General features: G+C 61.4%; 18 protein-coding genes and 1 pseudogene. 10 read left to right on the top strand and 9 right to left on the bottom strand.

Annotation, left to right across the window (positions count from 1 at the left end):
* Positions 1-2: 2 nt before the first annotated feature.
* The 10 genes from BLW22_RS32045 (at position 3) to BLW22_RS32090 (ending at position 12,068) form a co-directional block, all read left to right on the top strand.
* Positions 3-950 (top strand): choline ABC transporter substrate-binding protein, encoded by a 948-nt coding sequence (locus BLW22_RS32045; protein WP_074848468.1) that lies wholly within the window; start codon positions 3-5, stop codon positions 948-950.
* Between the two features lie 337 nt (positions 951-1,287).
* A complete protein-coding gene (locus BLW22_RS32050) occupies positions 1,288-2,217 on the top strand; it encodes an alpha/beta hydrolase (protein ID WP_074848470.1) in 930 nt (309 codons plus the stop codon).
* A gap of 103 nt (positions 2,218-2,320) precedes the next feature.
* Positions 2,321-3,292 (top strand): prolyl aminopeptidase, encoded by a 972-nt coding sequence (gene pip, locus BLW22_RS32055; RefSeq protein WP_027605045.1) that lies wholly within the window; start codon positions 2,321-2,323, stop codon positions 3,290-3,292.
* On the top strand, positions 3,289-3,726 hold the full coding sequence (gene dtd, locus BLW22_RS32060; protein ID WP_065925734.1) for a D-aminoacyl-tRNA deacylase: 438 nt from the start codon (positions 3,289-3,291) through the stop codon (positions 3,724-3,726). The genes pip and dtd overlap by 4 nt, the downstream gene beginning before the upstream one ends.
* A 323-nt stretch (positions 3,727-4,049) precedes the next feature.
* Positions 4,050-5,729 (top strand): glucan biosynthesis protein G, encoded by a 1,680-nt coding sequence (locus BLW22_RS32065; protein ID WP_235865643.1) that lies wholly within the window; start codon positions 4,050-4,052, stop codon positions 5,727-5,729.
* Complete coding sequence (gene mdoH / locus BLW22_RS32070) at positions 5,722-8,292, top strand: glucans biosynthesis glucosyltransferase MdoH (protein ID WP_065946670.1); 2,571 nt, start codon at positions 5,722-5,724, stop codon at positions 8,290-8,292. The genes BLW22_RS32065 and mdoH overlap by 8 nt, the downstream gene beginning before the upstream one ends.
* 177 nt (positions 8,293-8,469) lie before the next feature.
* On the top strand, positions 8,470-9,279 hold the full coding sequence (locus BLW22_RS32075) for a transporter substrate-binding domain-containing protein (RefSeq protein ID WP_074848472.1): 810 nt from the start codon (positions 8,470-8,472) through the stop codon (positions 9,277-9,279).
* 210 nt (positions 9,280-9,489) lie between these two features.
* Positions 9,490-10,287 (top strand): transporter substrate-binding domain-containing protein, encoded by a 798-nt coding sequence (locus BLW22_RS32080; protein ID WP_065925731.1) that lies wholly within the window; start codon positions 9,490-9,492, stop codon positions 10,285-10,287.
* 94 nt (positions 10,288-10,381) lie between these two features.
* On the top strand, positions 10,382-11,341 hold the full coding sequence (locus BLW22_RS32085; RefSeq protein ID WP_065925730.1) for an amino acid ABC transporter permease: 960 nt from the start codon (positions 10,382-10,384) through the stop codon (positions 11,339-11,341).
* On the top strand, positions 11,334-12,068 hold the full coding sequence (locus BLW22_RS32090; RefSeq protein WP_027605038.1) for an amino acid ABC transporter ATP-binding protein: 735 nt from the start codon (positions 11,334-11,336) through the stop codon (positions 12,066-12,068). Before BLW22_RS32085 ends, BLW22_RS32090 begins: the two co-directional genes overlap by 8 nt.
* A 12-nt stretch (positions 12,069-12,080) precedes the next feature.
* On the opposite strand, the gene BLW22_RS32095 is transcribed toward BLW22_RS32090, so the two are convergent.
* The 9 genes and pseudogenes from BLW22_RS32095 to hisI form a co-directional block, all read right to left on the bottom strand.
* Positions 12,081-13,988 carry a methyl-accepting chemotaxis protein gene (locus tag BLW22_RS32095; RefSeq protein WP_065946668.1) on the bottom strand — a complete coding sequence of 636 codons (1,908 nt, stop codon included), beginning with the start codon at positions 13,986-13,988 and terminating at the stop codon, positions 12,081-12,083.
* A gap of 165 nt (positions 13,989-14,153) precedes the next feature.
* Complete coding sequence (locus BLW22_RS36125; RefSeq protein ID WP_407693626.1) at positions 14,154-15,026, bottom strand: methyl-accepting chemotaxis protein; 873 nt, start codon at positions 15,024-15,026, stop codon at positions 14,154-14,156.
* Positions 15,009-16,070: pseudogene (locus tag BLW22_RS36130) on the bottom strand (methyl-accepting chemotaxis protein); the annotation flags it as partial. The pseudogene BLW22_RS36130 and the gene BLW22_RS36125, both read right to left, overlap by 18 nt.
* A 127-nt stretch (positions 16,071-16,197) precedes the next feature.
* Entirely contained in the window at positions 16,198-16,905 is a 708-nt protein-coding gene (locus BLW22_RS32105) for a 16S rRNA (uracil(1498)-N(3))-methyltransferase (RefSeq protein ID WP_065946666.1), read from the bottom strand.
* Positions 16,902-17,693 carry a twin-arginine translocase subunit TatC gene (tatC, locus tag BLW22_RS32110; protein ID WP_027605034.1) on the bottom strand — a complete coding sequence of 264 codons (792 nt, stop codon included), beginning with the start codon at positions 17,691-17,693 and terminating at the stop codon, positions 16,902-16,904. The genes BLW22_RS32105 and tatC overlap by 4 nt, the downstream gene beginning before the upstream one ends.
* A complete protein-coding gene (tatB, locus tag BLW22_RS32115; RefSeq protein WP_065946665.1) occupies positions 17,690-18,100 on the bottom strand; it encodes a Sec-independent protein translocase protein TatB in 411 nt (136 codons plus the stop codon). The genes tatC and tatB overlap by 4 nt, the downstream gene beginning before the upstream one ends.
* A 10-nt stretch (positions 18,101-18,110) precedes the next feature.
* Complete coding sequence (locus BLW22_RS32120) at positions 18,111-18,389, bottom strand: twin-arginine translocase TatA/TatE family subunit (RefSeq protein WP_003171180.1); 279 nt, start codon at positions 18,387-18,389, stop codon at positions 18,111-18,113.
* Between the two features lie 26 nt (positions 18,390-18,415).
* Complete coding sequence (locus tag BLW22_RS32125) at positions 18,416-18,748, bottom strand: phosphoribosyl-ATP diphosphatase (RefSeq protein WP_027605032.1); 333 nt, start codon at positions 18,746-18,748, stop codon at positions 18,416-18,418.
* A gap of 2 nt (positions 18,749-18,750) precedes the next feature.
* Complete coding sequence (gene hisI / locus BLW22_RS32130) at positions 18,751-19,143, bottom strand: phosphoribosyl-AMP cyclohydrolase (RefSeq protein WP_065946664.1); 393 nt, start codon at positions 19,141-19,143, stop codon at positions 18,751-18,753.
* Positions 19,144-19,155 lie beyond the last annotated feature (12 nt).

A 19,155-nucleotide genomic window follows, 5' to 3' on the forward strand; every position in this document is an offset into this window, starting at 1 on the left:
TCATGAAAAGACTGTTCAACCGTTACCTGTTGACCCTCACCGGCGCCGCACTCCTCAGTGCCCAAGCCATGGCCGCCGAACCGGCCTCCTGCAAATCCATTCGCATGGGCGTGGTCAGTTGGACCGATGTGGTCGCCACCTCGGGCATGGCCGACGTGCTGCTCAGCGGCCTGGGCTATGACAGCAAGCAGACCAGCGCCGTGCAGCAGATCATCTTTGCCGGTATCCGCGATAAACGCCTGGACGTGTTCCTCGGCTATTGGAAGCCGGCGATGGACAACAACATCGCGCCGTTTCTGGCCGCCAGGCAGGTCAAAGTCTTTGATAAACCCAGCCTCGCCGACGCCCAGGCCACCCTGGCCGTGCCGCAATACGTGGCTGACGCCGGGCTGAAGACCTTTGCCGACATCGCCCGCTTCAAGGACAAGCTGGGCGGCAAGATCTACGGCATCGAGCCCGGCAGCGGCGCCAATACCGATATCCAGAAAATGATCGACACCAACCACTTCGGCCTGGGCGGCTTCAAGCTGGTGGCTTCCGGTGAGGCTGGCATGTTGGCGGCGGTGCAGCGCGCGGTGAACCGCAAGGAGTTCATGGTATTTGTCGGGTGGACCCCGCACCCCATGAACATCAATATGAAAATGGCCTATCTCACTGGCAGCGAAGACGTGTTCGGTCCTGACGAAGGGCGCGCCACGGTCTCCACCGTGACCGCGCCGGACTTCGCCGAACGCTGCCCCAACGCTAACCGATTGCTCGAGAACCTGACCTTCACCGCGGCCCAGGAAAGCCAGCTCATGGTGCCGATCATGGAGCGCCAGTCACCGCAGGACGTGGCCAGGCAATGGCTGCGCGACCACCCCGAGGATTTGCAGCGCTGGTTGGCCGGGGTTACAGCATTTGATGGCAGCGATGGCTTGGCGTCGCTCCAGGCCTACCTCAAACCCTAAGCCAAGTGCAGCCCCCGATAGCCATGGGTATCTTAAGGGTTGACGCATAACGCTGTGGTGAGCGGGCTTGCCCCGCGCTGGGCTGCGAAGCAGCCCCAATAAAGGCGCCGGGATTTTCTGTTAGTACTCAGCGTGTGGGGTTTTAGGGCTGCTTCGCAGCCCAGCGCGGGGCAAGCCCGCTCACCACAAGGACTTCATTACCTTAGATTATTCTTTCACCGAAGATGTGTAGATACGACTGCCCCGATAGCGCCATGCCGGGCAACCTATCAAGTGACTGATTCATCGCAATCGGAAACCTCCGACCTTGAACCTGCCGCGCCAGAGATCATTGCGTATGTACCCGATATCCCCGCAACTTGTCGCGTTCGTTGAAAAAACCGAGTCTTTCACCAGCGCCCACTCTTCCCTGGCGAGCCTGCGCCAAAGTTACGAACGCATGTGCCAGGCATTCACCCCGCCGAAACCGGAAGGCTTGCAGCTCACGGACTTCACCCTGGCCGGCGTGGACGTGCGCAGTTATCTGCCCCCCACACCGCCACCCGCCGACGGCTGGCCATGTCTCCTCTATATACACGGCGGTGGCTGGGTGGTCGGCGGCCTGGATTCCCACGACTTCATCTGCTTCGAGCTGGCCAATGCCCTCCGGGTGCTGGTGATCGCCATCGACTACCGCCTGGCGCCCGAGCACCCATTCCCGGCCGCCTACGACGATTGCCACGCAGTGTGGCAGGCGATCCAGAAAGGGCAGGCGCCACACGCCATCGATCGGCAACGCCTGGCAGTGGTCGGTGACAGTGCGGGCGGCAACCTGGCGGCGGCGTTGTGCCTGGGGTTGCGCGATGATGGCCAGCCTATGCCGCGGGCCCAGGTCCTTATTTACCCCGGACTGGGCGGCCCGGCTGATTTGCCCTCGCGCCGTGACTGCATGGACGCGCCGCTGCTCAGCACTGCCGACACCGACTACTACCTGGCGCTCTACCTGCGTGGTTTGGCTAAACCATCGCCCTATGCTATGCCGCTGCTGGCCGAGGATTTCAGTGGTTTGCCCAAGGCCTTGATCGCAGTAGCCCAATTCGACCCGCTGCGCGACGACGGCATGCTGTACGCCGAGCGCCTGCAACAGGCCGGTGTGCCTGCGCGGTTGTATCCGGGCAAAGGCCTGGTCCACGGCTGTCTGCGCGCAAAGGGCCAGGCCCCGGAGGTGGATCGGCTGTACGGCTACCTGTTGGATTACCTGAGGAGCGAACTACTGACGCAGCTCTAAGCGCTCAAGGACATGCTCATTGCACAATTCGGGTTTATAGTGCCAGACGGCAAAATAAAAGACGTCCCCCCAGGGATGAACCCGACCCCCTACGGAGCGCGCAATGCAGACTTGGTACCCGCAGATCAAACCCTACGCCCGGCACGATCTGGCCGTCGATGACACCCACACGCTGTACGTCGATGAAAGTGGCTCCCCCGAAGGCTTGCCTGTCGTATTCATCCACGGTGGCCCTGGCGCCGGTTGCGATGCCCAGAGCCGCTGCTATTTCGATCCCAACCTGTACCGCATCGTCACCTTCGACCAGCGTGGCTGCGGCCGTTCCACCCCGCGCGCGAGCCTGGAAAACAACACCACCTGGGACCTGGTCGCCGACCTCGAGCGCATCCGCGAACATCTTGGCATCGACAAATGGGTGCTGTTCGGCGGCTCCTGGGGCTCGACCCTGGCCCTGGCCTACGCGCAAACCCACCCCGAACGTGTGCATGGCCTGATCGTGCGCGGTATTTTCCTCGCCCGCCCCCAGGACATCGAATGGTTCTACCAGGCTGGTGCCAGCCGCCTGTTCCCGGACTACTGGCAGGACTACATCGCGCCGATTCCCGCCGATGAGCGTCACGACATGATCGCGGCCTACCACAAGCGCCTGACCGGCAACGACCAGATCGCCCAGATGCACGCCGCCAAGGCCTGGTCCGGCTGGGAAGGGCGCATGCTCGGCCTGTGCCCGAGCCCGCAGCACGTGGAGCGTTTTTCCGAGCCTCAGCGCGCGCTGTCCATCGCCCGTATCGAGTGCCACTACTTCACCAACAACTCCTTCCTGGAGCCCAACCAGCTGATTCGCGATATGCACAAGATCGCCCATCTGCCTGGCGTCATCATCCATGGCCGCTACGATATGATCTGCCCGCTGGATAACGCCTGGGAGCTGCATCAGGCATGGCCGAACAGCGAACTGCAGGTCATTCGTGAAGCGGGTCATGCGGCGTCCGAGCCCGGGATTACCGATGCATTGGTGCGCGCGACCGGCGAAATGGCACGGCGCCTGCTTGATCTGCCGCCAGAAGAAGCATGAAGGCCTTGCTGCAACGGGTGCGTAGCGCCCGGGTCGAAGTGGCGGACGAAATCGTCGGAGCGATTGACCAAGGTTTGCTGGTGCTGGTGGCCGTCGAACCTGCAGATACGCCCGAGAGCGCCGACAAACTGCTGCACAAGCTGCTTAACTACCGGGTGTTCAGCGACGACGAGGGCAAGATGAACCTGTCGTTGAAGGATATCGATGGCGGATTGCTGCTGGTGTCGCAGTTCACCCTGGCGGCGGATACCAAGAGCGGCCTGCGGCCAAGCTTCTCAACCGCTGCACCGCCGGCCCTGGGAGCGGCGCTTTTTGATCACTTGCTGTTACAAGCGCAACAATTGCATGGCAAGGTGGCCTCGGGGCGTTTTGGCGCAGATATGCAGGTGCATCTGGTCAATGATGGCCCTGTGACCTTTCTCTTACAGACATGAATGTATTAAAAACGACTTTAATGCCTAAAAACGTAGGGTTTCGCTACAAATACTTCGTTGTCCCTGATGCGTTGTCTCGCGGGCTACTAGATAATCGCGCGCTACGGGGATCAGCGTTGTTTGGTCCATTTTTGACTTAGGTAGAGACTTGTCCGACGGCCTCAGGGGAATCATTTGGACCCTGGGGAGTCGGAACAATGCTCGCCAACCTGGCATATAGATAGCTGGCCGTTGGTTTTTTGATCTGTTTTCGGCGAGGGTTGCTCGTGATTGTTAGTCCCTGTAATGCACCAAAATTGTCGGCCAAACGGTTACGAAACGCACTGGTGACGGGCTCCGCCCTGTTTTGCCTGTTCGGCGCGGGTCAACTGTGGGCATTCAGTCTGGATGATGTGTCGGCCAAGGCAAAAGAGCTGGCCGGGCAGAAATACGAAGCTCCGCGCAGCAATCTGCCGAACGAGTTCCGCGAAATGAAGTTCGCGGACTACCAGAAGATTCGTTTCCGCAATGAAAAAGCCGAATGGGCCGATCAGAACACCCCGTTCAAGTTGTCCTTCTATCACCAGGGTATGCATTTCGATACACCGGTGAAAATCAACGAAGTGACCGCCGACAGCGTCCAGGAAATCAAATACGACCCGACTCGCTTCGATTTCGGCGACGTGAAGTTTGATCCTAAAGCCACCGAACAGCTGGGTTACGCCGGTTTCCGTGTGCTGTACCCGATCAACAAGGGCGACAAGCAAGACGAAATCATGACCATGCTCGGCGCCAGCTATTTCCGCGTCGTCGGCAAGGACCAGGTCTATGGCCTGTCCGCCCGTGGCATGGCGATCGATACCGCGCTGCCGTCGGGTGAAGAATTCCCGCGTTTCACCGAGTTCTGGATCGAACGTCCAAAACCGGGTGACAAGCACCTGGTGATCTTTGCCCTGCTGGATTCCCCACGTGCGACCGGCGCCTATCGCCTGATCCTGCGTCCGGGCACCGACACGGTTGTCGATGTGAAATCCCAGATGTTCCTGCGTGACAAGGTCAGCAAGCTGGGCGTTGCCCCGTTGACCTCCATGTTCCTGTTCGGCGCCAACCAGCCGTCCAAGGTGCTCAACTACCGTCGCGAGTTGCATGACTCCAGCGGCCTGTCGATCCATGCCGGCAACGGCGAGTGGATCTGGCGCCCCCTGAACAACCCTAAACACCTGTCGGTCAGCAACTTCACCGTGGAGAACCCGCGTGGGTTCGGCCTGCTGCAACGCGGTCGCAACTTCAGCCACTACGAAGACCTCGACGACAACTACGACAAGCGTCCAAGCGCGTGGATCGAGCCTGAAGGCGACTGGGGCAAGGGCTCCGTCGACCTGGTCGAGATCCCGACTGCCGATGAAACCAACGACAACATCGTTGCGTTCTGGAGCCCGGCCGAGTTGCCGGAAGTCGGCAAGCCGCTGGAAGTGGCCTACCGCCTGCACTGGACCCTCGATGATGCCGCGTTCCATTCGCCGGACAGCGCCTGGGTCAAGCAGACCCTGCGCTCCACCGGTGACGTGAAGCAATCCAACCTGATCCGTCAGCCGGATGGCAGCGTGGCTTACCTGGTGGACTTCGAGGGCCCGTCCTTGAAGAAACTGCTGCCGGACGCCCCGGTGCGCAGCCAGGTGAGCGTGAGTGACAACGCGGAGCTGGTAGAAAACAGCGTGCGCTACAACGAACACACCAAAGGCTGGCGCCTGACCCTGCGTATGAAGATCAAGGACGCAGGCAAGCCGACCGAGATGCGTGCAGCCCTGGTCCAGGACATCACGCCGCCTGAGCCTGAGCATGTTTCCACCCAGGTGCTGAAGGCCGACAAGGTCCTGGCCAAGCAGCATGATAAACAGGCCAAGAAAGACGCGAAAGACAAGGAAGCCAAGCAGCCAGAAGCTGCCCCAGCCACACCGGAGCCGATCAAGACCGAGCAAGTCCTGACCGAAACCTGGAGCTATCAGTTGCCTGCCGATGAGTAATTCTCAAGTCCAGCCAGAGACTCTCTCCGAGTACCTGGCGCATCTTCCGATGACCGCTGAGCAGCGCGCCGAGTTGGCGGGCTGCACATCCTTCACCGAGTTGCACGAGCGCTTGTCGTCCAAGGCGTTCGATGCACCCGTCGACGCCGCCCAGGCGTCGGTGGGTCGCCGCTTGACCCTCAGCACGGCCGAAGAGCTGCAAGACGCCGAAATGCTCGGGCTCGACGCCAGTGGGCGCGTGTGCCTCAAGGCCACGCCGCCCATCCGCCGTACCCGCGTGGTGCCTGAACCGTGGCGCACCAATATCCTGGTGCGCGGCTGGCGACGGATCACCGGCCGCAGCAACCCGCCGACCCCGCCGAAGGATGAGCGCGTATTGCCGGCGGCCCGCTGGCGTACCGTGGGTTCGATTCGTCGTTATATCCTGCTGGTGCTGATGCTCGGCCAGACCATCGTGGCCGGCTGGTACATGAAAGGCATCATGCCGTACCAGGGCTGGTCGCTGGTCGACTTCGACGAGATCCGCAACCAGACCCTGCTGCAAACCGCCACCCAGGTGCTGCCTTACGCCCTGCAGACCAGCATCCTGATCATGTTCGGAATCTTGTTCTGCTGGGTCTCGGCCGGTTTCTGGACTGCATTGATGGGCTTCCTCGAACTGCTCACCGGCCACGATAAATACCGGATTTCCGGTAAAAGTGCCGGCGACGAGCCGATCCCGAAAGAGGCGCGCACCGCGCTGGTCATGCCGATCTGCAACGAAGACGTGCCGCGGGTATTCGCCGGTTTGCGCGCGACGTTCGAATCGGTGGCCGCCACCGGTGACCTCGATCGTTTCGACTTCTTCGTGCTCAGCGACAGTAACGAGGCCGACATCTGCATCGCCGAGCAGCAAGCCTGGCTCGACGTCTGCCGTGAGGCGGGTGGCTTCGGCAAGATCTTCTATCGCCGCCGTCGCCGTCGCGTGAAGCGTAAAAGCGGCAACCTCGACGACTTCTGCCGTCGTTGGGGCGGCGACTACAAGTACATGGTGGTTCTCGACGCCGACAGCGTGATGAGCGGCGAATGCCTGACCAGCCTGGTGCGCCTGATGGAAGCCACGCCGGATGCCGGGATTATCCAGACCGCGCCGCGTGCGTCGGGCATGGACACCCTGTATGCGCGCATGCAGCAATTCGCCACCCGGGTGTACGGCCCGCTGTTCACCGCCGGCCTGCACTTCTGGCAGTTGGGTGAATCCCACTACTGGGGTCACAACGCGATCATCCGCATGAAACCGTTTATCGAGCACTGCGCCCTGGCGCCATTGCCGGGTAAAGGTGCGTTCGCAGGTTCCATCCTGTCCCACGACTTCGTTGAAGCGGCGCTGATGCGCCGTGCCGGCTGGGGCGTGTGGATTGCCTACGACCTGCCGGGCAGCTACGAAGAACTGCCGCCGAACCTGCTGGATGAACTCAAGCGTGACCGTCGCTGGTGCCACGGCAACCTGATGAACTTCCGCCTGTTCCTGGTCAAGGGCATGCACCCGGTGCACCGCGCGGTGTTCCTGACCGGCGTGATGTCCTACCTGTCGGCGCCGTTGTGGTTCCTGTTCCTGGTGCTGTCGACGGCCTTGCTGGCGGTCAACACCCTGATGGAGCCGCAGTACTTCATGGCGCCACGCCAGTTGTACCCACTGTGGCCGCAATGGCATCCGGACAAGGCGGTGGCGCTGTTCTCCACCACCATCGTGCTGCTGTTCCTGCCGAAGTTGCTGAGCATCATCCTGATCTGGGCCAAAGGTGCGAAGGAGTTCGGTGGCAAGTTCAAGGTGACGATGTCTATGCTGCTGGAGATGCTGTTCTCCATGCTGCTGGCGCCGGTGCGGATGATTTTCCACACCCGTTTCGTGCTCGCCGCGTTCCTCGGCTGGGCCGCGACCTGGAACTCGCCGCAGCGTGACGACGACTCCACCCCGTGGGGCGAAGCGATCAAGCGTCACGGCACGCAGACCCTGCTGGGCTTCTTCTGGGCCCTGCTGGTGGTGTGGTTGAACCCGAGCTTCCTGTGGTGGCTGGTACCGATCGTCGGTTCGTTGATGCTGTCGATCCCGGTGTCGGTGATCTCCAGCCGGGTCAACCTTGGCCTGAAGTCCCGCGATGAGAGCCTGTTCCTGATCCCTGAGGAATACAATCCGCCGCAAGCGTTGCTGTCCACCGACAAGTACACCCACGAAAACCGTTGGCACGCGCTGAAAGACGGCTTTGTGCGCTCGGTGGTCGACCCGCAGCAGAACGCCCTGGCCTGTGCCCTGGCGACCTCGCGTCACGGTCAGGCCGAGCCGATCGAGTACCTGCGTGCCGAGCGTGTGCGCCACGCGTTGAAAGTCGGCCCTGCCGGCCTCAACAACGGCGAACGCCTGGCGTTGCTCAGCGACCCGGTAGCCCTGGCCCGCTTGCATGAGCAGATCTGGAGCGAAGGGCATGCCGAGTGGCTCGCTGCCTGGCGTAATTCGATCAAGGCCGACCCGCACGCGCCGTTACTGCCGCTGCAACCGCTGTCGTCCCAGGCCCAACCGGCCTGATTCAGGCGCCCCCGAGGGTTCACTTCGGGGGCGTTCGAAGCGCTGGTCCTACAGCGTTTCTCTATCGCTCTAACTCCTTGTTATTTCGAAACAAAAGTCCCTTGTCCGAGGCGTATTTGCGTGCCCGCGAGTGGGGTAGGATCGCCCCCCAAATTTGACTCGGTCACAGGGGGATTCATGATCAAAAGGTATTGTTCGGCATTGCTGATCGGCGTTATTGCATTGATTCACGCTGGTCTGGTGCAGGCCGGTGCCATCGACGATGCGGTTCGGCGTGGTGTGTTGAAAGTGGGTACTACGCCCACCTATGTCCCCTTTGAAATGACCGATAAAGAGGGCCGTATCGTTGGCTTTGAAATCGACCTGCTCAAGGTGATGAGCCAGGCCCTGGGCGTTGAGCTTGAATTGGTCAGCGTGCCCTATACCGAGTTGCTGCCTGGGCTACAGGCGAAAAAGTTCGACCTGATCGGCAGCGGCATGACCGTCACCCAGAAGCGCAACCTGAAGCTGAATTTCAGCGACTCCTTTATCGTGGTAGGGCAAACCGTGTTGCTGCACCCCAGCCTGAAGGACAAGGTCACCAGTGTCGAAGACCTGGACGACGCCACTTACCGTGTCACCACCGTCCAGGGCACCACTGGCGAGGCGGCGGCGCAACGCTTCCTGGGGGCGGCGCGCTTGAGCAGTTTTGCAACGCCCCGGGAAGCTGTGCGCCAAGTGGTGAACGGTGCCGCCGATGCCTTTATTTACGATGCGCCCTACAACCTGATCGCCCTGAGCTTGCCGGAAAACCGCGAGCTGCTGGCGCTTGAACAGCCGTTCACCTTTGAACCCTTGGCGTTTGGCGTGAAGAAAGGCGATTTTGACAGCCTCAACTGGATCAACCATTTCCTCAATCAAGTCGCCCAGGACGGGACCTACGATCGCTTGCACGACAAGTGGTTCAAGGACATGGACTGGCTGGTAGAGGTCGACTGGAAGTCATAACTTCTTACACATCAATCCGTTGCCAGCGCTACCAACGCAAGCGTCTATCCCAGCAGTTGGCTGCGTTGTTGTGGGACTTTTCCGACATACGCAGATAACAAATACCCGTGAAACCTTTGTGACAGGCAATGAGTGGGTTAGGATCGCACCCCGAATTGGTGCAGCCCTTTTGCGCGCCGACCGTATAAGAATCGTTCAGGGGACTTGATGATGAAAAAGTATCTTTCGATGCTGCTGCTCGGCGTCGCCGCGCTGGTTGCGGCTAATGCCGCCCAGGCCGGTGCCATCGATGATGCGGTCAAGCGCGGCACGCTGAAAGTCGGCATGGACCCGACCTACATGCCGTTCGAAATGACCGACAAACGCGGCGAAATCATTGGGTTCGAGGTCGATATCCTCAAGGCCATGGCCAAGTCCATGGGTGTCAAGCTGGAGCTGGTGTCCACCGGCTATGACGGCATCATCCCGGCGTTCCTCACCGGCAAGTTCGACATGATCGGCAGCGGCATGACCCTGACTCAGGAACGCAACCTGCGCCTGAACTTCAGCGAACCCTTCATTGTGGTTGGCCAGACCCTGCTGATCCGCAAGGAGCTGGAAGGCACCATCAAGTCCTACAAAGACCTGAACGACGAGAAGTACCGCCTGACCTCCAAGCTCGGCACCACCGGTGAGATGGTCGCCAAGAAGCTGATCTCCAAGGCCAAGTACCACGGCTATGACAACGAGCAGGAAGGTGTGCTGGACGTGGTCAACGGCAAGGCCGATGCCTTTGTGTATGACGCGCCATACAACGTGGTCGCCGAGAAAAAAGTCGGTAACGGCAAGCTGGTGTTCCTCGAAGAACCCTTCACCTTTGAACCCCTGGCGTTCGGCCTGAAGAAGGGTGACTACGACAGCATCAACTTCATCAACAATTTCCTGCACCAGATCAAGAACGACGGCACCTACGATCGCATCCATGACAAGTGGTTCAAGAGCTCCGAGTGGCTCAAGGACATGGAATAAAGCGGGACTGTTTTCTGTTGTGAGAGGGCTTGATGTGGGGAGCGGGCTTGCCACCTCAAGTGTGCGGGCCTCGAATTTTTTGGATGCTGAGTAGATGAAACAGAAAAAAGCCCAATGGCCCTGGCACCTGCTGACCGTCGTCGTGCTGGTCGGCCTGGCTGGCGCCTTGTACTACGCTACCTCGCTGATGTCCTACGAATGGCGCTGGAACCGGGTCCCGCAATACTTCGCCTACCAGGCCGAAGAGTCCCAGCGCGCTGCGGACATCTCCACTGTCGTGGAGCTGGTCCGCAAGGGCGATGTGGCCGAAGTCACCCTGCGCAACGATGCCGGCGTCGAACAACGCGTGAGCGTGGCCGACAACAGCCTGCAAGTGGCGCGCGGCGATGATGTGGCCGAAGGCGATGTCATCGGGGTTAACCGCCATTGGGCGTTGGGCCCCTTGATGTGGGGGCTGTGGACCACGTTGTGGCTGTCGGTGGTATCCGGGATTCTCGGCCTGGCGATCGGTCTTGCAACCGGGTTGTGCCGACTGTCCAATAACCCGACCCTGCGCGATCTGTCGACGATCTACGTCGAGCTGGTGCGTGGTACGCCACTGTTGGTGCAGATCTTCATTTTCTACTTTTTTATCGGCACGGTGCTCAACCTGTCCCGGGAATTCGCCGGGATCGCCGCCCTGTCGTTGTTCACCGGCGCCTATGTGGCGGAAATCGTCCGCGCGGGGGTGCAGTCCATCACCCGTGGCCAGAACGAGGCGGCTCGCTCCCTGGGCCTGAGCGCCAGCCAGTCGATGCGTCATGTGGTGCTGCCGCAGGCCTTCAAGCGCGTGTTGCCGCCGCTGGCCGGGCAATTTATCAGCCTGGTGAAAGACACCTCGCTGGTCTCGGTGATCGCGATTACCGAGCTGCTCAAAAGCGGTCGCGAAGTGATCACCACCTCGTTCTCGCCGTTTGAAATCCTGTTCTGCGTCGCAGGGTTGTACCTGCTGATCAACCTGCCGCTGTCGAAAATGGCCAGCCGGCTTGAGCGGAGGCTCGCCCAAAGTGATTGAAGTCCGCGATCTGGTAAAAGTCTTCGATACCCGCGGGCATGTGGTGCGCGCGGTGGACCATGTGACCACCCAGGTGGCCAAGGGCGAAGTGTTGGTGGTGATCGGCCCGTCCGGCTCCGGCAAGTCCACGTTCCTGCGTTGCCTCAATGGCCTGGAAGAGTTCGATTCCGGCTCGGTGAGCATCGATGGCCTGCAACTGGCCGACCCGAAAACCGATGTGAATGCCTATCGCCGTGAAGTCGGCATGGTGTTCCAGCACTTCAACCTGTTCCCCCACATGACCGTGCTGGAAAACCTGTGCCTGGCGCAAAAAGTCGTGCGCAAGCGCGGTAAGAAAGAGCGCGAAGCCAAGGCCCTGGCGCTGCTGGAAAAGGTCGGCATTGCGCAGAAAGCCAACGAGTTCCCGTCGCGGCTTTCCGGTGGCCAGCAACAGCGCGTGGCGATTGCCCGGGCGTTGGCGATGGAGCCCAAGGTGATGCTGTTCGACGAGCCCACCTCGGCCCTCGACCCGGAAATGGTCGGCGAGGTGCTGGACGTGATGAAGACCCTGGCCCTGGAAGGCATGACCATGGTCTGCGTCACTCACGAAATGGGTTTTGCCCGTGAAGTGGCGGACCGGGTGCTGTTCTTCGATCATGGCAAGTTGCTGGAAGATGCGGCCCCGGCCGAGTTCTTCGCGGCGCCCAAAGACCCGCGTGCCCAGGCGTTCCTGCGCCAGGTGCTATAGGGCGCGGGGCGTTCATACCTTGAACCGCCCCACGCATTGCTGCAAATCCGTTCCCAACCGCGCCAGTTCGATACTGGCCGCTGCCGTCTGTTCACTGGCGGCGGCGGTTTGCTCCGAGGCGTCGCGTACTTTCAATACGCTGCGATTGATCTCTTCGGCCACCGCACTTTGCTCCTCGGCGGCAGCGGCGATCTGCGGGTTCATTTCCTGGATGACCGACACCGTGCGGGCGATCTCCGTCAGGGAGTCCCCGGCGTTGCGGGCCAGGCCGACGCTGTTGTCGGTCAGGGTGCGGCTGTAGTCCATGATGTCGGCCACTTGTTGGGTTCCGCTGTGCAGGCCGCCAATCAGCTCTTCGATTTCCTCGGCGGACTGCTGGGTCCGTTGGGCGAGACCGCGCACCTCATCGGCGACCACCGCGAAGCCTTGACCGGCCTCGCCGGCCCGTGCGGCTTCTATCGCAGCGTTGAGCGCCAGCAGGTTGGTCTGCTGTGACACGGACTTGATCACATCCAGCACGCTGCTGATTTTCTGGCTTTCCCGTTGCAGCCCAATCATGGCCTGGCCTGCGCGCGCCATTTCATGGGCAAGGTGCTCGATTTGCGCCACGACATCCGTCACCACCTGATCGCCCAGCTCAGTCTGTTGATTGGCCTGTCCGGCGGCGAGGGACGCCTGCTCGGCGTGGCGCGCAACCTCCTGGGCGGTGGCGAGCATCTGGTTCATGGCGGCGGCGACCTGCTCGGTTTCATCGCGCTGATTATTCACCCCTGCGCGAGTTTGTTCGGTCACGGTGGAGAGCTCCTCGGCGGCGCTGGCAATTTGCCGCGCGTTGTCGCTGATGTTGCCAATCAGCCCCCGCAGGTTCAGCGTCATTTGGCTCATGCTGCGTTGCAGTTGACCCAACTCGTCACGCCGTCGGGATTGCACGTCATGGCTCAGGTCGCCTTGCGCAATGCGATTGGCGGCGGACAGCGCTTTGCGCAGCGGTTTCACGATTTGCCCGGCAATCAGCCAGGCCGCCAGGGCTCCGAGGAGCAAGGCTGCAGCGGTCGTACCAAGGGTTTGGGTGCGGGCTTGTTCGGCTTCGCGTTCGCGTCGTTGAGTCTGGTCCTGGCTCAAGAGATCGCTCTGGGCGAGCAGTTGGTCCAGCTGCTGTTCCAATTGATTTTGCGCGCCTTCGGTTGTGAGTTGCGTGTCCTTGAGGCGTGTGAGGTGGGTGCGGATACTGAGCACGGTATTTTTCAGGGCGCCGCTGTCGACCGGCAATTTTGCTACGCCAGCCTGGGCGAGTTCGAGGTTACGCTCGGCGTCGCTGACGGCCTGGGCGTAGGCATCCAGCGAGCTGGCGGCCCAGGCAGGGGTTTGGGCGCGATCCTCCGCCTGCTCTATGGCCTGGCGCAGGTTTTCGATGGCATCGAGGGCTTTTTCATCCTCCTGGTCGGGTAAGTCGCTGGCCAGTTGTGCCAGCACGTCACCGGTGCGTACGGAGCTCTGCTTCAGTTGTTCACGGGCACTCTCACGTTTCTCGACCAGGGCAGGCACCTCCTTGAGCGTGGTTTTGAACGTTGCGGAGAGGCGGGTCATCTCCTGCAGGTATTGAATGGATTTGGGGACTTTGAGCCGGTTGGAAAGCTCGCTCAGGAGCCCGTCTATTTTTTCTATGCTCAGGCTCAATTTGTTGAGGCTGTTGGTATCGTCCAGGGTTCGGTAGACGATTCTGTCGGCCCGCAGTTCTTCACCCGTTACGGCCAGTTGCGCGAGCACGGTCAGGGTTTGCGAGCGGTAAAGGGACGCGGCCAGCGCCTGCCAGCCAGTCACGGCAATCACAAGGCTCAATGCCAGGACCAGGGAGAAGCCCAGGGCCAGTTTGAGAGTGACACTGGCGTCACCCAACAGGTAAGTCATTCGACGAAGCATGATCAACCTCCGACAAGTGAACAGTGGGCGTTCTCAACATGCGCAGGCACATTGAGCTGAATTGAACGCTAGTTCTCTCGGCGCAGAGGTGGGGCTGATAAACGCGTAGGAAATTTCACAGATTGCAGGCGGCGACCCAGGGCGGGTCGCCACGCGGGGAAGGGGTCAGACCCGGAAGCGGCCGACCAGCGCCTGGAGATGGGTGCCCAGGCGCGCCAGTTCGGTACTCGATGCGGCAGTCTCTTCACTGGCCGAAGCCGTCTGCTCGGAGATATCACGCACGTTCAACACACTGCGATTGATCTCTTCCGCCACGGCGCTTTGCTGCTCGGCGGCGGTGGCGATCTGGGAGTTCATCGCCTGGATGGTCGAGACCGTGCGTGTGATGTTCTCCAAGGCGCTGCCGGCGCGGCGCGTCAACTCGACACTGCTGTCGGTGAGGCCACGGCTGTTGTCCATGATGTTCGCCACCTGCTGGGTGCCGCTTTGCAGGCCGACGATCAGCTCTTCGATCTCTTCGGTGGACTTCTGGGTGCGCTGGGCCAGGCTGCGTACTTCATCGGCCACCACCGCGAAACCGCGTCCGGCCTCACCGGCCCGTGCCGCTTCAATGGCTGCGTTGAGGGCCAGCAGGTTGGTTTGCTGGGCCACGGACTTGATCACATCGAGCACGCTGCCGATCTTGTCGCTTTCGCGCTTCAGATCGGCCATGGCGACCGTGGAGTTGCCGACTTCAGTGGCGAGGCGTTCGATCTGGGCGATCGCTTCGCCGACCACTTTGTCGCCTTCACGGGCCTGCTGGTCGGCGGCCAGCGCGGCTTCCGAGGCTTCCTCGGCATTGCGCGCCACTTCCTGCACGGTAGCGGCCATTTCATTCATGGCGGTGGCCACCTGGTCGGTCTCGACTTTCTGGCTGTTGACCCCGGCGCTGGTCTGTTCGGTCACGGCCGACAGTTGCTCGGCAGCGCTGGCGATCTGGGTGACCCCTTCACTGATGCCGCCGATCAACTCGCGCAGGCCCATGGTCATGCTTTGCATGGCGCGTTGCAATTGGCCCAGCTCATCCTGGCGCAAGGAGGTGAGGTTGTGGCTCAGGTCGCCCGACGCGACACGCTCGGCGACCTGCAGGGTCTGGTTCAGGGGGAGGATGATCTGGCGGGTGATGGCCCAGGCGGCAACCAGGCCGAAGATCAGCGCCAGCACGGTGGCCATTAGCAGCAAGTATTTGGCTTGCGCGGCATCCGCATCGCGTACCGCGGTCTGGGAAACCGTCAGTTTGTCACTGTGGCCCAGCAGGATATCGCCCTGGGCAGACATGGTCTTGAGTGCCGCTGCGCTGGCCACTTGAGAGTCGCGGTATTGGCTGACGGCGGCGCGGTAGGCTTGCAGTGAGACGCTGGCCTGTTGCAGGTTGGCTGAATACTGATCAGGTATTTGGCTGGTGAGGCTGGTGATTTTTTTCAGCGCGTTGTCGATGGCATCCAGCGCGGGCTGCTCGGCCTCGACCTTGCCGCTGTAGGTGTAGCCCCGTACTTGGAAGCGCGCTTGCTGGATCAGTTTGCTCAGGTCCACCACGCTGTTGAACAGCGTGACACTGTCGCCTTGCAGCAGGGATTTCTCCACTTCGCTGACCTTGAGTACCGCATTATCGGCGGTATCGCCCAGCTTGCTGCGGGCATTTTCGCGGTTGGTGCCTGCCTGCACCATATCGTTGAACGCGCGCTTGTACTGGTCCACGGCGGCCAATTGCTCATCGACCAGGGCGGCATCCGTGGGTTGTTCGATCAGGCTGCGTGCGGTCTTCAGGCCAGTGTCCAGCTTGTTCAGCAGCTCGCTGACGGCGGTCGGGCCTTGTTCGCCACGGCGCATCTCGTAGTCGAGGCGTGCCAGGCGCAGGTCTTTGGTCAAGCCGTTGAGGCTGGAGATGTAACCCAGCTTGTCACCACGGCTGATCACGTCGCCCAGGCCGCTCCAGCCGGTGAAGGTGATCATCAGTGTCAACAGCAATACCAGGCCAAAGCCCACCGCCAGCTTGGTTTTGACGCTGACATTTCCCAGTTTTTCGGCTAACCAACGATACATGCTGCGAACTCCCCTGGAACAAAGCTTGGACTTATTCACGGGTTATCGGCTTGCATGCGGAATTCTGTAGCGACGCTGTCCCCTGTGGGGGGGAGCAAGCCCCCTCCCACAGGGTTATGCGGTGTGGTTAGAAAAGGCGGGCGAGCAGGGCGGTGACGGCCGTTTCGACGCGCAGGATGCGGGCGCCCAATTGCACCGGCTGCAAGCCGGCCTTGGCCAGCAGGTCCACCTCATAGGGGATCCAGCCACCTTCCGGGCCTATGGCCAGGGTGACCGGTTCATCCAGCCCACGGGGGCAGGCTGGGTAGTCGCCTGGATGGCCAATCAGGCCAAGGGTGCCTGCGGTCATGGCCGGCAGGCGGTCTTCGACGAAGGGCTTGAAGCGCTTTTCGATAACGATTTGCGGCAGTACCGTGTCCCGCGCCTGTTCCAGGCCGAGGATCAGTTGTTCGCGAATGGCCTCGGGCTCCAGGAAGGGGGTCTGCCAGAAGCTTTTTTCCACCCGGTAGCTGTTGACCAGCACCACTTTCGGCACGCCCATGGCCGCCACGGTTTGCAGGACCCGGCGCAGCATCTTCGGACGTGGCAGGGCCAGCAGCAGGGTCAGGGGCAGTTTGACCGGCGGTGGTTGGTCGAAGCTCACTTGCAGTTCGGCTTCGCGGGCTTCCAGGCGCAGCAATTGCGCGTTGCCCATCAACCCGCCAAGGCGCCCGACCCGCAGGCTGTCGCCTACGGCGGCGCGGTGGACTTCCTGCATATGCACCAGGCGCCGATCACGCAGGATCACCCGGTCGGCCGCGATAAAGTCGGCATCGAACAGCAGCAGCAGGTTCACGGCTGGGTCGCTGGCGGCTGGTCGTCGTCTGCGGGTTGGTCATCCGGGTGATCGCCACGCTTGCTGATCAGGCCGCTGAACAGGATGCCGATCTCGAACAGCATCCACATCGGCACGGCCAGCAGGGTCTGGGAGAAGATGTCCGGCGGCGTGAGGATCATGCCGACCACGAAGCAGCCGATGATCACGTACGGGCGGATCTTCTTCAGGTACTGCACGTTGACCACGCCGATCCACACCAGCAACACCACGGCCACGGGGATTTCGAAGGCGACGCCAAAGGCGAAGAACAGCGTCATCACGAAGTCGAGGTAGCTGGTGATGTCCGTCATCATCTCCACGCCGGCCGGGGTGGCGGCGGCGAAGAACTTGAAGATCAACGGGAACACCAGGAAGTAGGCGAAGGCCATGCCGGTGTAGAACAGCAGGATGCTCGACACCAGCAAGGGCACGGCGATGCGCTTCTCATGCTTGTACAGGCCCGGCGCGATAAAGCCCCAGATCTGGTGCAGGATCACCGGGATCGCCAGGAACAGCGAGACCATCATCGTCAGCTTCAACGGTGTGAGGAAGGGCGATGACACATCGGTGGCAATCATCGTCGCGCCGGCCGGCAGGTACTGGCGCAGCGGCGTGGAGACGAAGGTGTAGATCTGCTGGGTAAAGGCGAACAGCCCGGCAAAGATCACGAAGATCGCGGCCACGCAACGCAGCAGGCGGGTCCGCAGCTCGGTCAGGTGCGAGACCAGCGGCATATGCTGGTCGTTTTCCGGTTTATCAGCGCTCATGGGGCTCGCGGCGGCAATGTAGGGTCATGGGGCGCGGGCGACGCAGCGGGCGTCGGCGCAGGCTCGGTTGGAGCGGTCGGGGTCGGGGCGGCGGGCGGGGTATCCACCGCAGGCGCGATGCTGTGCTCGGCCCCAGGCTCCACCGGTTTGGCGGGCTCCTGCACCGGCGACAGGATCTTCCGGGCTTCCTGCTCCAGCGACAGAATATGTTCGTTGTGCAGTTGGCGACGGATCTCGTCGGCGCCGATTTCCCGTTCAACTTCCTGTTTGATGGCGTTGAAACTGCGTTTCAGGCGCCCGATCCACAGGCCGGCCGTGCGCGCGGCACCGGGCAGGCGTTCCGGCCCCAGTACCAGCAAGGCAACCAGGCCGACGAGCAGCAGTTCAGAGAAGCTGATACCAAACATTAGTCAGTGCTCACGAGTCTTTGCGGGTCGGCTCTTCGACTTTTTCAGCCTGCACGTCGAAGGTACGACGCTCGGTGATCGGCTGGGTGGCCTGGGGGTGTACAGGCTGGGCCGGTGGCACCGGGTTGGCGGCCGGGTCGGCAGGCTTCTCATCGTCGTTCATGGCTTTACGGAAGCCCTTGATCGACTCGCCCACGTCGGTGCCGAGATTTTTGAGTTTCTTGGTGCCGAATACCAGTACCACTACCACCAGGATGACGATCCAGTGTTTCCAGTCAAAAATGCCCATGCTGCAAATCCTCTAGTAAAAGTTATTCAAGCGGACGGGCGCGAGGCCTTTTCGGCGTGCCCGGACAAGCCGAAGCGACGGTCCAGTTCATCCAGCACGGCCTGTGGATGCTGCCCCAGTTGGGCGAGCATGACCAGGCTATGGAACCACAAGTCGGCGGTCTCATAGATGACATCACTGCAATCGCCGCTGATTTGCGCGTCCTTGGCGGCGATGATGGTCTCGATGGACTCTTCGCCGAGTTTTTCCAGAATCTTGTTCAGGCCCTTGTGGTACAGGCTGGCGACGTAGGAGCTGTCGGCGTCCGCACCTTTGCGGTCCTCCAGCACCTGGGCCACACGGTTGAGGGTATCGCTCATGTTCAGTGTCCTGGCGAGTAGATGGCGTGCGGGTCTTTGAGCACCGGCTCTACAACCTTCCATTCGCCGTTCTCGAACACGCGATAGAAGCAGCTGTGGCGGCCGGTGTGGCAGGCGATGTCGCCGATCTGCTCGACCTTGAGGATCACCACGTCGGCGTCGCAGTCGATGCGCATCTCGTGCAGGGTTTGCACGTGCCCGGACTCTTCGCCCTTGCGCCACAGTTTGCCACGGGAACGTGACCAGTAAATGGCGCGCTGCTCAGTGGCGGTGAGGCTCAGGGCCTCGCGGTTCATCCAGGCCATCATCAGCACGCGCCCGGTCTTGTAGTCCTGGGCAATGGCCGGCACCAGGCCGTCACTGTCCCACTTGATCTCGTCCAGCCAGTCTTTCATCTTCGGCTCCGG

Source organism: Pseudomonas marginalis, from assembly GCF_900105325.1.
Taxonomy (GTDB): Bacteria; Pseudomonadota; Gammaproteobacteria; order Pseudomonadales; family Pseudomonadaceae; genus Aquipseudomonas; species Aquipseudomonas marginalis.

What these genes read in the sequence shown, in the direction of transcription:
- BLW22_RS32080 (WP_065925731.1), top strand. Translation starts at nt 9,490, where the DNA reads ATGAAAAAGTATCTTTCGATGCTGCTGCTCGGCGTCGCCGCGCTGGTT.
- dtd (WP_065925734.1), top strand. Translation starts at nt 3,289, where the DNA reads ATGAAGGCCTTGCTGCAACGGGTGCGTAGCGCCCGGGTCGAAGTGGCG.
- BLW22_RS32045 (WP_074848468.1), top strand. Translation starts at nt 3, where the DNA reads ATGAAAAGACTGTTCAACCGTTACCTGTTGACCCTCACCGGCGCCGCA.
- BLW22_RS36125 (WP_407693626.1), bottom strand. Translation starts at nt 15,026, where the DNA reads ATGCAAAGCATGACCATGGGCCTGCGCGAGTTGATCGGCGGCATCAGT.
- BLW22_RS32075 (WP_074848472.1), top strand. Translation starts at nt 8,470, where the DNA reads ATGATCAAAAGGTATTGTTCGGCATTGCTGATCGGCGTTATTGCATTG.
- tatB (WP_065946665.1), bottom strand. Translation starts at nt 18,100, where the DNA reads ATGTTTGGTATCAGCTTCTCTGAACTGCTGCTCGTCGGCCTGGTTGCC.
- BLW22_RS32050 (WP_074848470.1), top strand. Translation starts at nt 1,288, where the DNA reads ATGTACCCGATATCCCCGCAACTTGTCGCGTTCGTTGAAAAAACCGAG.
- BLW22_RS32095 (WP_065946668.1), bottom strand. Translation starts at nt 13,988, where the DNA reads ATGCTTCGTCGAATGACTTACCTGTTGGGTGACGCCAGTGTCACTCTC.
- BLW22_RS32085 (WP_065925730.1), top strand. Translation starts at nt 10,382, where the DNA reads ATGAAACAGAAAAAAGCCCAATGGCCCTGGCACCTGCTGACCGTCGTC.
- mdoH (WP_065946670.1), top strand. Translation starts at nt 5,722, where the DNA reads ATGAGTAATTCTCAAGTCCAGCCAGAGACTCTCTCCGAGTACCTGGCG.
- BLW22_RS32125 (WP_027605032.1), bottom strand. Translation starts at nt 18,748, where the DNA reads ATGAGCGATACCCTCAACCGTGTGGCCCAGGTGCTGGAGGACCGCAAA.
- hisI (WP_065946664.1), bottom strand. Translation starts at nt 19,143, where the DNA reads ATGAAAGACTGGCTGGACGAGATCAAGTGGGACAGTGACGGCCTGGTG.
- BLW22_RS32120 (WP_003171180.1), bottom strand. Translation starts at nt 18,389, where the DNA reads ATGGGCATTTTTGACTGGAAACACTGGATCGTCATCCTGGTGGTAGTG.
- pip (WP_027605045.1), top strand. Translation starts at nt 2,321, where the DNA reads ATGCAGACTTGGTACCCGCAGATCAAACCCTACGCCCGGCACGATCTG.
- tatC (WP_027605034.1), bottom strand. Translation starts at nt 17,693, where the DNA reads ATGAGCGCTGATAAACCGGAAAACGACCAGCATATGCCGCTGGTCTCG.